Raw genomic sequence first — 14,757 nt, forward strand, 5'->3', positions numbered from 1 at the left:
AGCGACAGCAGTGACGACAACATCAGCCCGACAGCCAGCACCGCCGTCGGCAGCCGCGGCACGAATCCACTTTCGATGAATTCTGCGACGACCGAAGCGCCGATAACAACGGAAATCAGAGCAAGCACCCCGGCTACCGCAGAGAAAAATGCCATGGGACGCTCCTCCTTCACAAGGAAGCCGATCAGCTTCAATATCCGGAAGCCGTCATGATAAGTGCGCAGCTTGCTCTGTGAGCCAGCAGGCCGCTCGTTGTAGACGGTGCTGATCTCGGACAGCGGCATCTTCATTTCAAGCGCATGGACCATCAACTCGGTTTCTATCTCGAAACCGTGTGACATGCCGGGAAAGGACTTCGCATATCGGCGGGAGAAKGCCTTGTACCCAGAGAGCATATCCGTCGTTGCGGATCCGAAGATGTTCTGAACCAGGCCTGTGAGCATCTTGTTGCCCCAAGCGTGCCCGGCTCGGTACGCATCCGCACTCTCGGCGACGCGCGCGCAATTGACCATATCGTATGGGCCCGAAACGACTTGCGCGAGCAATACGGGAGCCGCACTCGCATCATAGGTCGCATCACCGTCGACCATTATGTAGATATCAGCCTCGATATCCGCGAACATTCGCCGGACAACATTGCCCTTCCCCTGCCGCGTCTCAGTCCGAACGATARCACCCGTCTTTCGGGCGATATCGGCGGTGCCGTCCGTCGAGTTATTGTCGTACACGTAGATCTCAGCCTCCGGTAGCGAAGCCTGAAACCCTGCAACGGTTGCGGCAACCGTCACAGCTTCATTGTAGCACGGTATCAGAACGGCAACGCGAAACTGCGTGGATGAGCTTACAGAATCCATTCGTCTCTCGCTTGCATCGGGACCCGACTTCTTCGACCGGACGGGCTGCGATCTACGGCGGGCGGGGTGCCATGCCACGGTTCTTTCGACGGCACAACCAGACAGTCGCGTCTCAGACGGAATGTTAGACTATCAGAAGCCCACCGGCGGGCCGGGAATCGTCTTGAGATAGCGTTCGGCGACGACGAAGAGGACGAGGTCGGGCTTCACCTCGTCGACCAGCGCAAAATTGAAGTTCGCTACGTTGTGATGTGTGTAGACGGGGTCGCGGAACGTCTGGAACAGCGCCGTGGGGCCCAGTACGTAGTCGGTGAATGAATCGCCGAAGATCACCGCGCGCGGCGCCTGCCGGCGGTCCGTCGTGCGGAAGGTAATGGGCCAGCCCCAGCCATTTCCAGGTTTGCGAATCTCGGAGGTCAGAATACGGCTCGGCCCCTGGCCATTAAGGTTTTCTCCAGTAAATGCGAGATCCTTGTGCAGCCCCAGAAGGTACAGGAGATCGCTGGGGACCGGTCCCTGGCTCGATGTGAAATCGGTGATCGGATCGATCGCCAGCATCGGAAAGCTCGGCTTCAGGCTTGCCATCAGCATGTCATACGCAATCAGCGAGGCACGCTGAGACCAATGGGTATCGCCCTTGAAGTAGAGGCCGGGATGCTTCGCCTTGGCCGCGACGATCGCTTCGCGCGGATCGATGAATGTCAGCGCTGTTCCCTGCAGCCGCGCGGCGATCTGATCTGCGCGCGTCAAGGCGCCGGCGCGACGCGGATATTGCGGAAGCATCTCGGGATAAATCGTGTTCTTGTCAGGTGCCAGCAGCATAGCGAAGGCGATGCCGCGCTTGGCGAGCCATTCCCGATTAGCCTCCATGCGGGCCACCCACTGCTCGAGTTCGCCCTGCGTGAAGATATCCTGACCCGTATGCTGCTCCATGATCCGTTCGGCCGTGTAGAACAGCCATTCATCGCGACCGATAGCAACCTGGGGATTGCTGCTGACGCCAAGACTGTGACGGGTCAGGCTGTTGAGGCGAACGAGCTGATCGCGCAAGCCGAAATGGTCGTTGACATAAGTMTCGAGCAGCCGCGACAGCTTCAGTGGGCGCGCCAAATCTTGCCAGCCGGGAGCACGGGCGAGCAAACGGTTCTCGCCCTGCCCCATCCCCGCCCCGCCGACGAACTGCAACACCATCGGCGCGAGCGAGATCAGCCCGAAAACCGCGATGACCAGCCATGACGGAATGCGCCAGGGCCGACTGAGCGCCAGAGTGACGGCGCGATCGATCTCTGCCCGCATGGCCCCCRCTCAGAACCGGAAATAGATGAAGGGATTATAGGCCCCGCCGGCGAGACTCATAGAGACCAACCCCAGGACCAGCACCAGACCGGCAAGGCGCACGAAATCAACCACCGGCCACATCCTGATGAACCAGCGTGACATGCCGTCCAGTGCGGCCTGCCCCCATGGACCCGCAGCGGCAAGTCCGACCAGACAAGCGAGCAGCACGTCTGCGCCGATGAGCCGCTCCAGGGTGGGCGCAAACGGCGCTGGCGCCCCCAACCCCACCATCGCCTTTAGGAAGCTCATGGCCTGGCCCATGCCGTCTGCCCGGAAGAATACCCAAGCCAGCATGACGAGGAGCAACGTGTAGACCGCACGGATGACGGTCGGCAATCTTTCCAGCCGCGCGCCGACACCCGCTCGCTCCATCACCAATGCCGTACCATGGAGCATCCCCCAAACGACGAAGTTCCAGGACGCGCCGTGCCAGATGCCGCATAGAAGAAAGACGATGAAGAGGTTGCGATAGGTCTGGAGAGGCGAGCCGCGATTTCCGCCAAGTGGGATGTAGACATAATCGCGAAACCAGGACGACAACGAGATATGCCAGCGGCGCCAGAATTCCGTCACCGAGAGCGAGGCATAGGGATAGTTGAAGTTGATCGGGAAAGTGAAACCGATCATGAGGGCGAGACCGATCGCCATCAGCGAATAGCCGCCAAAATCATAGTAGATCTGCAACGTGTAGCCGATGACGCCGGCCCAGGCGATACTGGTGGACAGCTGATCGCTCGGCAACGCGAAAACAACGTCGACACTGGCCGCTATCGTGTTGGCGATGAGCACTTTCTGGCCGAGGCCAATCACGAATATCCGGATTCCTGCCGCGACACGCTCCATGGTGAAAACCGGCTGGTGGAGCTCGGTCACGATGAATTTGTAACGGATGATTGGTCCCGCCACGAGTTGCGGGAACATCGAGATGTAAAGGGCGAGGTCGCGCAGGCTGCGCTCAGCCGGAACGTCCCGCCTGTAGACGTCGATCAGATAGGACAGGGCATGAAAAGTGTAGAACGAAATGCCAAGTGGCAAGGCGATCTTCACGAACGCCCCACTCGGAGCCGCTTGGTTGAAAAGAAAGGCAACGGTTTCGGCGAGGAAGCCGAGATACTTGAAGATGATCAGGATCAGCAGGTATACCGAGACACCGGCGGCAAGGATCAGCTTGCGGCGCCTCTTGTCTGACTCGGCATCAATCATGATGCCGAGTCGATGGTTTAACCCGATGGACCCGAGCAGCAGGAATATATAGAGCGGCTCGCCCCAAGCATAAAAAAACAGGCTAAAGGCAAGAAGCACATTCTTGCTGCGACCGAAGGCATAAAAGCAAATCAGCGTGATCGGAAGAAAGTAGTAGAGGAAAACGATACTACTGAAGACCATCGTTTTTGCCAGCGCCTAACGTGCGTGCCTTCGCCTGCAGCAATGCAGGCGGGGGACTAGCTCAATTTCTCGAGGGTTACGAAATGACCGGCGAGTGTCAGCGGCTTATCCAGCTTCCAGCGCCCATTCATCTCAGCGACAAACTCGTCGGTCGCTAGCTGGGCACCTTCGGAGAAGAAGCCGTAATCGTCGACGACTACGCGGGCCCCCGGCAGCATGCGGGCGTCGAGGAAGTGCAGAGCGTCCTTGATCGGTTCGTAGAAATCGAAGTCGACATAAGCGAAGGCGACCCGCTGCGGCACATCGGGCCGCTTGATTGTCTGATTGACCCACCCCTTCATCACCCGCAGGCGATCCTTGGGGAATTTCACCTTCTCAAGGCGACCGAGCACCTCGGTCTCGGCCGACTTCATGGTGCCGCGATAGCGCTCCATCGAGCCGAGGCCAAAGATATCGTCGATCAGCTTGTCTTCCTTGGTCGGAGCCGGCAGGCCTTCGAAGGAATCGAACAGCCAGAACACCCGCTTGGTGTCCATGATCTCGCTAGCGATGAGCTGGGACGTAGCGCCCTGGGCAACACCGAATTCGCAGATGTCGCCTTCGACCTTTAGCGCCTTATGCAACGCGTCAAGGAGGTAGAGAGCCTCGCAGACATTGGTACCGATCAGATCTGCCAGACGCTCCTCACGGCCGGGGTTGGCGGGGAGATCCGGCAGCGCGGTCATGCGCAAGAGAGCCTCGATCTCCTGGCCGTCGCGCCTGTGAATCGTGCGCATGGTCTCGCTCAAGACGAGCCGGTTGCGGAGTTCGTTGAGTTCGTCCTCGACACTCCCGGCGTTTTCGACGCGCGTCACGGCCTGAATGCGGCGAATGTCGTATCCAAATGACCGCGCCAGATCGCGGACAGCATTCTTCAGGCTCATTGTCGATATCCCCTACTTTTTCCCGCCCCGCCCCTTTCGGGAAACATCGAGACACATGCCGATCCGGACGCCGTAAGCCCGAAGGCCCGAGCACAGCGCACCAACAATCACGATCAACCACGAATGATCCGACGGGTCGATACCTCGTTGAATCGTCTACGACAAGCGCTGAGGTTGCTTATCCCGCATATCGATTCATCAGGCATCTCCCGCTGCAGCGCCCGATCTCTACGCGCGAAATCGCCTTGCAACTGCCGCCAATGCCCCGCACTTAGGCACAATTCTGCTTCCGCCATACTGCAGCGCAAGAAGACCCGAGAGGTGCCCCTTGACAACGGTGAGTATCATTATGGCGACGCGCAATGCAGAGGAGTTTCTGCCGGACGCACTGGCAAGCATTTCTCGATCGATCCGGAGCACGGCAGCCGTCGAGATCCTGGTGGCGGATGGCAACTCCAGCGACGGGACCTTGGCGATCGCGACTGCTCACGCCGGCCTCAAAGTGGTTTCTCGGCGCGATACTGGCATCTATGACGGCATGAACCAAGCGATCGCGGCCGCGACGGGCGACTACTGCCTGATCCTGAACAGCGACGACCTGCTATTGGACGAGGCGCTTGGCCAGGCCATCGGAATACTCGAGGCGCGCCCCGATACCGGATTCGCCAGCGCTCCCGCTCTTTTCGGATCGGGCCTCAACGATGCGCTTCTCCGATCGCATCCAGCCCCTCTTACCGCAGAAGGGGCTCTATTCGGTGTTCCGGCGATCAATGCACGCCTGTTTCGACGCAACGTTCTTCAGGGCGCGGGCCCCATCCGAACGGATATCGGCCTCGCGGCCGACAGGGAGTTCATGGCACGCTTCGCTCGCACGGGCGTAACTGGCGTCAGTGTCGAAACACCACTCTACCTCTACAGGGTTCATCAGGGATCGCATACGATCTCGGGCGATCGAGCAGGCCGGCAGCGCGTTTACGAGGCAGAAGCCCAGCTGGCTCGCTTCCTCACCACAGACGCCGATCCCAGAATTCGCCAACTGGCAAGTGCGGCGGGCGCCGTCGCGGCGTTGAAAATGCGGGTCAGTCGCAGCCGGCCGCCCGCTATAGCTAAGGGGCAAAAGCAGCAACAGGGTGCGCCCATGGGGCCGATCGACCTGTGGCGCGGTCTAATTCTGGCCCGTAAATGGCGAGGCCGACTATCCGGCTACTAGCCATTGGGTGATGCCCGCTCCGATCCGAGCCACCATCTCTGCAGGTGCAACCTGAACCGGGGTCGCAGCAGCCACGAATGAGCCAAGGCTCGCACGCACCCTCCCAGATCGCCGGAGAAGTACCGCGTCGAGGCCTTTTCGATAGCGAGATAGGCGGCCATGTTGCGTCTGAGGGGCTGGGGCAATCGATGCGCTGCACCCCGCGCCAGCCATTTCTCCGAGAGAATGGACGCTGCGCGGTCCAATCGGTCGCGGGACGGGCGCCCACCCACGCGGACCTCGACCTCGACGGCGTCAACAACGGCGACGCCCCCTCCCGCCAGCGCAAGGCGCAGAAACCAATCGAGATCCTCCAGCCGCTCTAACCTCTCGTCGAGAAGACCAACACGCGCGAATGCTTCGCGCGGTACCAGCGCCGTCGAGCCGGGCCCAAACCAACAGCCTGACGCGAAATCGGCAGGGTCTGCGCTGGCCACTGGAATTCGGATCGCTGTGGCGCCGGTTGCCAGCTCGAGCCGGCGAAAGCCGGTCGCCACGCTGGTTAGCGACGGCCACCCACGTGCCATTCCGTCTTCGGCGAAAGCCACCTGACGGGCAAGCTTGCCCGGCAACCAGATATCGTCTGAATCGAGGAACGCGATCCAGGGAGACGTAGCCTCGCTAATTCCGCGGTTCCGAGCGGCGGCAGCACCCGCGTTCCGGCTGAGCCGGATCAGGCGTACGCGCGGATCGTGGGCACAATCAAGTGGAACCCGATAGGGCTCGGGCGAGCCATCATCGACGACAATAACCTCGAAATCGACGCCGTCTTGCTGGATAACGGACCGCAACGCGACATCCGCCTCCTGCTGTCGGCGGTAAACCGGGATAATGACCGAAACTTTCATAGGGAATCCGACTGAGACCGCACACACCACACCTTGTAGCCCAATGCGCCTGCGCCGGGCATTGCCCTTCATTGGCCTCGACGGGAGTGCGCGACCGCAACGAGCATCGCAACGGCGATAAAGGCACCGGGCCGTCGGAGCCTGACATGACCTAGCCTGTCAACGTCGCTGGAGTAGATGACACGCGAGCGGGGATATTCAAGCCCACCCCGTCCGCCAGACCGCGAACTTCGCCTTGGTCTCGGCATTGGCCGGATAAAGCCCGAAAATGGTTTCGCCGGCGCGGACACGTTCTTCGACAAAATCCTCGTAGGCCGTCTGCTCATAGGCCTCCTCGGCGATCTCATTGGCGAGATGCGCCGGGATCACGCAGACCCCCTCACCGTCTCCAACCACGATGTCACCGGGGAACACCGGCACATCGCCACAGCCGATCGGGACATTGATATCGGCCGCGTGGTGGCGGATCAGATTGGTAGGAGCGCTCGGCCGGCTGTGAAAGGCCGGAAACGGCATCTGCGCGATATCTGGCGAATCCCGGAAGCCGCCATCGGTGACAACGCCGGCAACGCCTCGCTGCATCAGCCGCGAGACCAGGATGCCGCCAGCCGACGCCGCGCGCGCGTCCTTGCGGCTGTCGATCACCATGACATGGCCCGGCGGGCACGCCTCAACCGCCTTGCGCTGCGGATGCTCGATATCGGCGAAGACGCCGAGATGGTCGAGATCCTCACGCGCCGGGATGTAGCGCAGCGTATAGGCCTCGCCGACCATCCGCGGCGCCGCGGTTCCCAGCGGCCGCACGTCCTGAATGAAGACATTGCGGAAGCCGCACTTAAACAGCGCGGTCGTCAATGTGGCGCTGGAGACGCGCTTCAGCTTTTCGCGATTTTCGGGGGTCAGCAAGGACGTCATCGGAAGGTGATCCTCATTCGCTCAAAGGAGGCGGCATACGACGCTGATAGTCGCCGCCCCGGGGCTGCACCGCCGCGCAGCCTCGGAGCCATCGCGTTTCACTCGATCTTTACATTCGCCTTCTGCGCCACCTCGGCCCAACGCTTGGTTTCGGCGGCGATATGGGCGGTGAAATCGGCCTGGTTCGAGCCAACCGGGTCGACCCCAAGCTTCCTGAGCTGCTCGACGGTTGCCGGCTCGCGCATGATCGCCTGCACCTCGGCAGAAAGCTTGTCGACGATCGGTTTCGGCGTCGCGGCAGGCGCAAAGAAGCCGTGCCAGGAGGTCGCGGCATAGCCCGGAATGAACTCGGCCAGCGCCGGAAGGTCCTTGGCCACGGCGAGCCGTTCCGGCGTTGCGGTCGCGAGTGCCCTGATTTTGCCGGCTTCCACATGCGGCCACGCTATGGTGATGTTGTCGAAGGAAAGCTGGATCTGGCCGGAGAGCAGATCCTGGGTCACCTGCCCGCTCGATCGGTAGGGTACATGGGCCATATCCGTGCCGGTCGCGACCTTGAACAACTCGGCTGCCATATGCGTCGAGGTGCCGGCGCCGGACGAGCCGAACGAGTATTTGCCCGGGTTCTTCTTCAGCAGTTCGATGAGTTCCGGTACCGACTTCGCCGGCAGGTCGAGATTGACCATCAGGATATTCGGCACGCTCGCCACCTGCGAGATCGGCGCAAAATCCTTGATGTGGTCAAAGGGCATCTTGCTGTAGACGGCCGGGTTGATCGCATGGGTCGAGACCGTGCCCATGGTCAGCGTATAGCCGTCGGCCGGCGCCCTCGCGACGGCAGCGACACCGGTGTTGCCGCCCGCGCCCGCCCGATTTTCGACGATGAACTTGCCATTGAGCCGCACGGCCAGCCGCTCGGCCAGAATTCTGCCGAGAAGGTCGGTCGTGCCGCCGGCCGCGAAGGGCACCACGATGGTCACGACCTTCGAGGGATAATCCGACTGCGCCAGGGCAGCCGGGGCGATCATCAGGCAGGCGGCGGCCATCGCCGCGCGTCGCGTCAAACTCATCAGGTCTTCCTCCCTTGTTGCAGCGCCCGCGCAATTCGCGCCGGCTCGACCCTTCCCGGGCTCCTTGCCGCAGGGCATAGCACAGCATTTCAGATTTGAAATCTGAAATTTCAGACTTGTTCGGACTTGATGTTTGTGATGTTTGATGCGGCGATGCAGGGCGGAACGCCGGAGCCCGATCGGGATTTCGGTGCCTCCCCCGCACATGCTGGGACTATGATGACCGAGACCACCACGATCGAACCCGTCGCCCCTCACCTGCTGCGCTCCTTGCGCGAGCATGTGCATGAGCGTCTGCGTCGCGCGATCGTGGCCGGCAGCTTCCAGAACGGGGAGAGGCTGAACGAGCGTCAGCTCGCCGAAATGCTCGGCGTCAGTACAACCCCGGTGAAGGACGCGATCCGTAAGCTCGAAAGCGAAGGGCTTGTCCGCACAGAGGCACGACGCGGCGTCTTCGTGCTCTTCTCCGCGCGCCAGGCTTTGGAGATGGCGCTTGGCCGCGCCGCAATCGAAAGCGTGATGGCCCATATCGCCGCCAATCGCATCAGCGACGCCGAGATCCGCGACATGTCGCGGCTGATCGACGACATGGCGCACGCGACCGAGCACAGCGCACTCGAGGACCTCGTCAATCTGAACGAGGCCTACCACGGCGCGATCCACCGGATCTCGGGCTGCGCCTATCTGGAGCGCCGGCTGGACGGACAGCGCATGTATGATCACGCCCAGCGCATCGCACTGCTCGGCGAGCAGGACGAACGCCGCCAGGGTTTTGTCGAACACCAGGGAATCTTCGAGGCGCTGGCTGGGCGCAAGCCGCAGCTCGCCGAGCAGCGAATGAGGAGCCACATCGTGCGCTCGGCCAAGAGCCATGTGCGCCAGGTGTTCGGCTCGGATGCGGAGGGATTGGCCTATGACGAATGACCGCTTGCGGACCGCATTACGCGGAATATCCGGTGTGCATGTCACAGCCTGGAAGGGCGACGGCGAGGCCGACTGGGCCCTGACCGGCCAGATCGTCCGGCGCATTGCCGAGGCCGGCATCCACAATATCGTCTCGGCCGGAAATACCGGCGAATTCTACCCGATGACCACCGACGAGGTCGTCCGCAGCCATGCTGTCGCCGCCGAAGCTGCGGCCAGCAAGTCGCTGGTCACGGCCGGCATCGGCCGCTCCCTTCGCGAAGCGATTGCGACCGGCAAACTCGCAGTTGCGGCCGGTTGCGATGCGGTGATGGTGCATCACCCGCTCGATCCCTTTGCCGCGCCGCAATCGCAAGCCGATTACATTCTCGCCATTGCCGAGGCTCTGCCGATTCCGGTCGTCGCCTATATCCGCTCCGACGCGATCGGCGTGAAGGACCTCGCCCGCGTCGCGACCCACGCCAATGTCGCCGGCGTGAAGTTCGCGTCAAACAACATGATGCTGCTGGCCGAATGCGTGCGCGCGACCCAGGGCACCAGTGCGAACTGGATCTGTGGACTGGCCGAAGGCTGGGCCGCACCGTTCCACGCGCTCGGCGCCCGCGGCTTCACCTCCGGACTGGTCAACGTCGTGCCCGAACGCTCGCTGGCGATCTGGCGGGCGCTGGAAGGCAACGATTATGAACTCGCCCGACACCTCGTCGACGAGATCGCCGGTTTCGAGACGCTGCGTACCAAGTATGGCAACGGCGCCAATGTGACCGTGGTCAAGGAGGCGCTCGGCCTGCTGGGCACGCCGGTCGGCCCCGTCCGCCTGCCCGGCCTTCCCGAACTGAACGAGAGCGAGCGCGCCGAGCTGCGCCGTGTCGTTGCTGGCTGGGGCGCACGGCAAGCAGCAGCGGAATAGCCGCAAGCGTCATCGCAGAGCACTGCGACAAGGCATGCGGCCCGCATCCCCGCCGGCGCACCGCGCGCAATGGCGGTCAGGACCACAAGCAAGAAACATCCGAGGAAACACCATGCCCCACCCCCGCAAGACGCCCGAGACGCTGCGCAGCAGGCGCTGGTTCGGCGCCAGCGACCTGCGTTCCTTCGGTCATCGCTCGCGGGCGCTGCAGATGGGCCTCAATCACGAGGAGTTCATGGGCAAGCCGGTCATCGGCATCCTCAACACCTGGTCCGAGATCAACCCCTGTCACACCCATCTGCGCGACCGGGCCGAGGCGGTGAAGCGCGCGGTCTGGGCCGCGGGCGGTTTCCCGGTCGAAATCCCGGTGATGTCAGCCTCCGAGCAGTATCAGAAGCCGACAACGATGCTCTACCGCAACTTCCTGGCGATGGAGGCGGAGGAATCGATCCGTTCCCATCCACTCGACGGCGCGGTGCTGCTCGGCGGCTGCGACAAGTCCACGCCCGCCCTCGTGATGGGCGCATGCAGCGCGGGCCTGCCCTTCATCTTCGTGCCGGCCGGCCCGATGCTGCGCGGCAACTGGGCCGGCAAGGTGCTGGGTTCCGGGGCCGATGTCTGGAAATACTGGGCCGAGAAGGAAGCCGGTAACATCACCGACGGCCAATGGCGCGAGATGGAAAGCGGTATCGCCCGCTCGCACGGCACCTGCATGGTGATGGGTACCGCGGCGACCATGATGAGCCATGCCGAGGTGCTCGGCCTCACCTTGCCCGGCGCCTCCGCGATCCCCGCCGCCGATGCCGCCCACCCCCGCATGGCCGCGGCCGCGGGAAAGCGCATCGTCGAAATGGTCTGGGAGGACCTGACCCCCGACCGCATCCTGACCCGAAAGAGCTTTGAGAACGCGCTCACCGTCCATATGGCGGTGGCGGGCTCGACCAATGCGATCATCCACCTGATCGCGATGGCGGGTCGGGCCGGTGTGCCGCTGACGCCGGAGGATTTCGACACCTTTTCGCGCACGGTGCCGGTGATCGCCAATCTGCGGCCGTCCGGCGACTTTCTGATGGAGGATTTCTTCTATGCCGGCGGTCTCCCCGCTCTGTTGAAACAGCTTGAGAGCAAGCTGCATACCGACGCCATGACAGTGACAGGAAAGCCACTTGCCGAGACGATCGCGCTCGCACAGGTCTATGATGACAACGTCATTCGTCCACTCGACAGGGCCGTCTCGACCGCCAACGGGCTTGCCGTCCTGAAGGGCAATCTTGCGCCCGATGGCTGTGTCATCAAGCCTTCCGCGGCCGAGCCTCGGCTGCTCCAACATCGCGGCCCGGCTCTGGTTTTCGAGGATTACGACGCGATGATGCGCGCGGTGAACGACGAGGACCTCGATGTCACCGCCGATCACGTCATGGTCCTGAAGAACTGCGGCCCGGTCGGCGGCCCGGGCATGCCGGAATGGGGCATGCTGCCCATTCCCAAAAAACTGCTGAAGCAGGGTGTGCGCGACATGCTGCGCATTTCGGACGCTCGCATGTCCGGCACCAGCTACGGCGCCTGCGTGCTCCATGTCGCGCCGGAGGCTTATATCAAGGGGCCTCTCGCCGCGGTTCAGACCGGCGACATCATCGTTGTCGATGTCGAGGCTCGCAGTATCTCCGTCGAGCTTAGCGACGACGAAATCACCGGTCGCCTCGCCACTTGGTCACCACCCGACCGCAATTATGCTCGCGGCTATGGCCGCATGTCCGCCGCCCATATCCGCCAGGCCGACAAGGGCTGCGATTTCGACTACCTGGAGGGCACGGCCAAGGTGGCGGAACCGGAGATTCACTGAGCGACCTCAGAATGACCACGGCCGTGGAAGCAGCAAGCCTCACGACAGACCAAACCTGCCTTGGACTGGCCGAGAGCCCAGGGCATTATCGATGCGAGCGCCGAAATGGCGTGGCTAAGGCGATGGGGCAGTTGATGACGATGGGGTATGACGACACGCTCTCCTTCGACCCACGCCTTGCCTACGAGATGCCGACCAATTCACAGATCGAGCAGGAGCGCTGGGTCTTCGCCATGTGCAATGGCAGGCGTGGCGGCCGCTTCGCCGAGATCGGCGCCTTCGATGGCGTCCTCCACAGCAACAGCTACTTCCTCGAAACCGAACATGGCTGGACGGGTGTGGCGGTCGAGCCCAACCCCGAACTTTTTGCGAAGCTCCGGCAGAACCGCACGGCGATCTGCCTGGAAAAGGCTGTCTATCGCGAGTCCGGCAGGGTCCTTGACTTCGTTGCCTCCCAGGAGATCGGCACCCTCGAGGAGTTCGCCGACAGCGACGGTTATGCCAGGCATCGTCGCCAGGTCGTCGCGGAGAAGGGCCTGATCCAGGTCGAGACCATCACCTTCAACGAGATCGCTGCGATGGGTGATTTCGCGCTAAACGGCTTCGACTATGTCTCGCTCGATACGGAAGGCTCCGAACTCGACATTCTGCGCAGCATCGACTTGGCTCGCCACCGGATCCCGCTCTTCACCATCGAGCACAATTTCGTCGAGCCGCGCCGGGAGGAGATCAGGCTCCTTCTGGCCGAGGCCGGCTATGATCGGCTCAATGTCGGCTTCGACGACTGGTATTTTCACCAGCAGCTCCTCTGCGAACGAAATCACGGTGCCGCGGTCGATCTCGACGGCATCAACCGGTATTTCAAGAGCCTCTACAAGGATTAGCTGGCGTCCGGACAGGCCCATGGCGTGCCTCCTCCCAGCTTGTGTTGACGCGTTTTCGCAAGTCTGGAACAAGCTCACGCACGAAACAGCCGCCCCACGGGTTCGGCGTAAAGCGCGAGTGCAATGTGAATTCGGAAGCCGCGCAGCGCTTCATCGAGCGCACCCATGATCGCTCCTTGACCATCGGCATCATTGGCCTGGGCTATGTGGGCCTTCCACTCGTATTGGCGGCGCTACGCAAGGGCTTCAGCGTCATCGGCTTTGACATCGATCGCGACCGCGTCGCGCTGATCAATTCCGGCCAGAGTGACATCAAGCACATCCCGTCCGAACCGATCGCAGAGGGCATCAGCAGCGGCCGGTTCGCCGCCACGACCGACTTCGATCGGCTGTCCGAGCCGAACGCCCTGCTCATCGCCGTGCCGACGCCACTGACGCGGCACCGCGAGCCGGACATGTCCTATGTGGTCAAGACTGCAGAGGCGATCGCGCCCCGGTTGCAGCGCGGCCAACTGATCGTGCTGGAATCGACGACCTATCCCGGAACCACAGACCAGGTGATGCGTCCGATCCTGGAAGGCGTATCCGGGCTGGCAAGCGGTCAGGATTTCTTCCTGGCTTACTCGCCTGAACGCGAGGATCCGGGCAACCCCAGCTTCKGCACATCGGATATMCCCAAAGTGGTCGGGGGCGACGGGCCAGATGCCTTGGCAATGGCCGACGCGCTCTACAGCGCACTTGTGGTCAGAACGGTGCCTGTTTCATCAACCGCAACCGCGGAAGCCGTCAAGCTGACCGAAAATATCTTCCGAGCAGTCAATATCGCGCTCGTCAATGAGCTGAAGCAGGTCTACAGCGCGATGGACATCGACATCTGGGAGGTCATCGAGGCGGCGAAGACCAAGCCCTTCGGCTTCATGCCCTTCTATCCGGGCCCCGGCCTCGGTGGCCACTGCATCCCGATCGACCCCTTCTACCTGACGTGGAAGGCGCGCGAATACGACATCACGACGCGCTTCATCGAGCTCGCAGGCCAAGTCAACACCCATATGCCCTATCTGGTGGTCAACCGCCTGGCGGAGCTGGTCGATACGCAGCTCCGCAAGAATTTCAGCGATGCCCGTATCCTCGTCCTCGGCATCGCCTACAAGAAGAATATCGACGACATGCGGGAAAGCCCCGCGCTCAAACTGATCGAGCTGATTGAAAGGCGGGGCGCCCATGTCGCGTTCCACGACCCCCATGTGCCAGTGATCCGGCCGACGCGCGAATACCCGGAGCTGACCGGAAAGAAGGGGATCCCGGCGCTCGATGCGGAAGCTCTGGCTAGCTTCGATGCCGTTCTGATCGCGACGGATCACGACATCGTCGACTACCGGCTTCTGGTGGAGCACGCCCATCTGATCGTGGACACGCGCAACGCCTGTGCGCGACACGGAGTAAGTGGCGCAAACGTATTCAAGGCGTAACAAGCCAGGCGGATCGGCGGCCGGTCGATCCGGCTCAACGACCCCGAGCAGTTCACAATTGCTTCTGCCAAATCGTGTGAGCGAAGGTCTGCTTCATATCAGCAGGTGGCCTGCACCCCGGGCGTAAAAAACCGCCGGGCCAGCGTCTGG

The 14,757-nt window shown here is 62.2% G+C and carries 13 protein-coding genes; 6 read left to right on the forward strand and 7 right to left on the reverse strand.

Annotated features, from left to right (window positions below):
- From AC1DJT_RS02755 to AC1DJT_RS02770, 4 genes are all read right to left on the reverse strand, one after another.
- Positions 1-854, reverse strand: an 854-nt coding sequence (locus AC1DJT_RS02755) for a glycosyltransferase family 2 protein (protein ID WP_476833480.1), incomplete at its 3' end; no start/stop codon positions are given.
- Positions 855-986: 132 nt separating this feature from the next.
- Positions 987-2,045: an alginate O-acetyltransferase AlgX-related protein gene (locus AC1DJT_RS02760; RefSeq protein ID WP_476833481.1), complete on the reverse strand. Its 1,059-nt coding sequence runs from the start codon at positions 2,043-2,045 to the stop codon at positions 987-989.
- A gap of 114 nt (positions 2,046-2,159) precedes the next feature.
- Positions 2,160-3,578, reverse strand: a complete 1,419-nt coding sequence (locus AC1DJT_RS02765) for an MBOAT family O-acyltransferase (protein WP_476770694.1) — start codon at positions 3,576-3,578, stop codon at positions 2,160-2,162.
- 56 nt (positions 3,579-3,634) lie between these two features.
- A complete protein-coding gene (locus AC1DJT_RS02770) occupies positions 3,635-4,501 on the reverse strand; it encodes a TylF/MycF/NovP-related O-methyltransferase (protein ID WP_476770693.1) in 867 nt (288 codons plus the stop codon).
- Positions 4,502-4,850: 349 nt separating this feature from the next.
- Here AC1DJT_RS02770 and AC1DJT_RS02775 point away from each other — a divergent pair, with 349 nt between their 5' ends.
- Positions 4,851-5,711 (forward strand): glycosyltransferase, encoded by an 861-nt coding sequence (locus AC1DJT_RS02775; RefSeq protein WP_476770692.1) that lies wholly within the window; start codon positions 4,851-4,853, stop codon positions 5,709-5,711.
- Here the strand turns inward: AC1DJT_RS02775 and AC1DJT_RS02780 are convergent.
- The 3 genes from AC1DJT_RS02780 to AC1DJT_RS02790 all read right to left on the reverse strand — a co-directional run bounded on the left by AC1DJT_RS02780 (position 5,708) and on the right by AC1DJT_RS02790 (position 8,580).
- Positions 5,708-6,598 (reverse strand): glycosyltransferase family 2 protein, encoded by an 891-nt coding sequence (locus AC1DJT_RS02780; protein WP_476770691.1) that lies wholly within the window; start codon positions 6,596-6,598, stop codon positions 5,708-5,710. The two genes, AC1DJT_RS02775 and AC1DJT_RS02780, sit on opposite strands and share 4 nt — an antisense overlap.
- Before the next feature lie 198 nt (positions 6,599-6,796).
- Entirely contained in the window at positions 6,797-7,513 is a 717-nt protein-coding gene (locus AC1DJT_RS02785; protein WP_476770690.1) for a ribonuclease activity regulator RraA, read from the reverse strand.
- 98 nt (positions 7,514-7,611) lie between these two features.
- Positions 7,612-8,580: a Bug family tripartite tricarboxylate transporter substrate binding protein gene (locus AC1DJT_RS02790; protein WP_441488315.1), complete on the reverse strand. Its 969-nt coding sequence runs from the start codon at positions 8,578-8,580 to the stop codon at positions 7,612-7,614.
- Positions 8,581-8,799: 219 nt separating this feature from the next.
- Between AC1DJT_RS02790 and AC1DJT_RS02795 the strand changes: the two genes are divergently transcribed.
- The 5 genes from AC1DJT_RS02795 (at position 8,800) to AC1DJT_RS02815 (ending at position 14,607) form a co-directional block, all read left to right on the forward strand.
- Positions 8,800-9,504 carry a GntR family transcriptional regulator gene (locus AC1DJT_RS02795; RefSeq protein WP_441477023.1) on the forward strand — a complete coding sequence of 235 codons (705 nt, stop codon included), beginning with the start codon at positions 8,800-8,802 and terminating at the stop codon, positions 9,502-9,504.
- The gene (locus tag AC1DJT_RS02800; protein WP_476768512.1) at positions 9,494-10,411 is read left to right on the forward strand and encodes a dihydrodipicolinate synthase family protein; all 918 of its coding nucleotides are present in this window, start codon (positions 9,494-9,496) and stop codon (positions 10,409-10,411) included. The genes AC1DJT_RS02795 and AC1DJT_RS02800 overlap by 11 nt, the downstream gene beginning before the upstream one ends.
- A 112-nt stretch (positions 10,412-10,523) precedes the next feature.
- Entirely contained in the window at positions 10,524-12,254 is a 1,731-nt protein-coding gene (araD, locus tag AC1DJT_RS02805; RefSeq protein ID WP_441488313.1) for an L-arabinonate dehydratase, read from the forward strand.
- Between the two features lie 110 nt (positions 12,255-12,364).
- Positions 12,365-13,138 carry an FkbM family methyltransferase gene (locus tag AC1DJT_RS02810; RefSeq protein ID WP_476826203.1) on the forward strand — a complete coding sequence of 258 codons (774 nt, stop codon included), beginning with the start codon at positions 12,365-12,367 and terminating at the stop codon, positions 13,136-13,138.
- Positions 13,139-13,263: 125 nt separating this feature from the next.
- Positions 13,264-14,607 carry a nucleotide sugar dehydrogenase gene (locus AC1DJT_RS02815; protein ID WP_476833482.1) on the forward strand — a complete coding sequence of 448 codons (1,344 nt, stop codon included), beginning with the start codon at positions 13,264-13,266 and terminating at the stop codon, positions 14,605-14,607.
- The last annotated feature ends 150 nt before the right edge of the window (positions 14,608-14,757 follow it).

This window comes from Allobosea sp. 05T422_2, from assembly GCF_056396265.1.

What these genes read in the sequence shown, in the direction of transcription:
- AC1DJT_RS02765 (WP_476770694.1), bottom strand. Translation starts at nt 3,578, where the DNA reads ATGGTCTTCAGTAGTATCGTTTTCCTCTACTACTTTCTTCCGATCACG.
- AC1DJT_RS02770 (WP_476770693.1), bottom strand. Translation starts at nt 4,501, where the DNA reads ATGAGCCTGAAGAATGCTGTCCGCGATCTGGCGCGGTCATTTGGATAC.
- AC1DJT_RS02775 (WP_476770692.1), top strand. Translation starts at nt 4,851, where the DNA reads ATGGCGACGCGCAATGCAGAGGAGTTTCTGCCGGACGCACTGGCAAGC.
- AC1DJT_RS02780 (WP_476770691.1), bottom strand. Translation starts at nt 6,598, where the DNA reads ATGAAAGTTTCGGTCATTATCCCGGTTTACCGCCGACAGCAGGAGGCG.
- AC1DJT_RS02785 (WP_476770690.1), bottom strand. Translation starts at nt 7,513, where the DNA reads ATGACGTCCTTGCTGACCCCCGAAAATCGCGAAAAGCTGAAGCGCGTC.
- AC1DJT_RS02790 (WP_441488315.1), bottom strand. Translation starts at nt 8,580, where the DNA reads ATGAGTTTGACGCGACGCGCGGCGATGGCCGCCGCCTGCCTGATGATC.
- AC1DJT_RS02795 (WP_441477023.1), top strand. Translation starts at nt 8,800, where the DNA reads ATGACCGAGACCACCACGATCGAACCCGTCGCCCCTCACCTGCTGCGC.
- AC1DJT_RS02800 (WP_476768512.1), top strand. Translation starts at nt 9,494, where the DNA reads ATGACGAATGACCGCTTGCGGACCGCATTACGCGGAATATCCGGTGTG.
- araD (WP_441488313.1), top strand. Translation starts at nt 10,524, where the DNA reads ATGCCCCACCCCCGCAAGACGCCCGAGACGCTGCGCAGCAGGCGCTGG.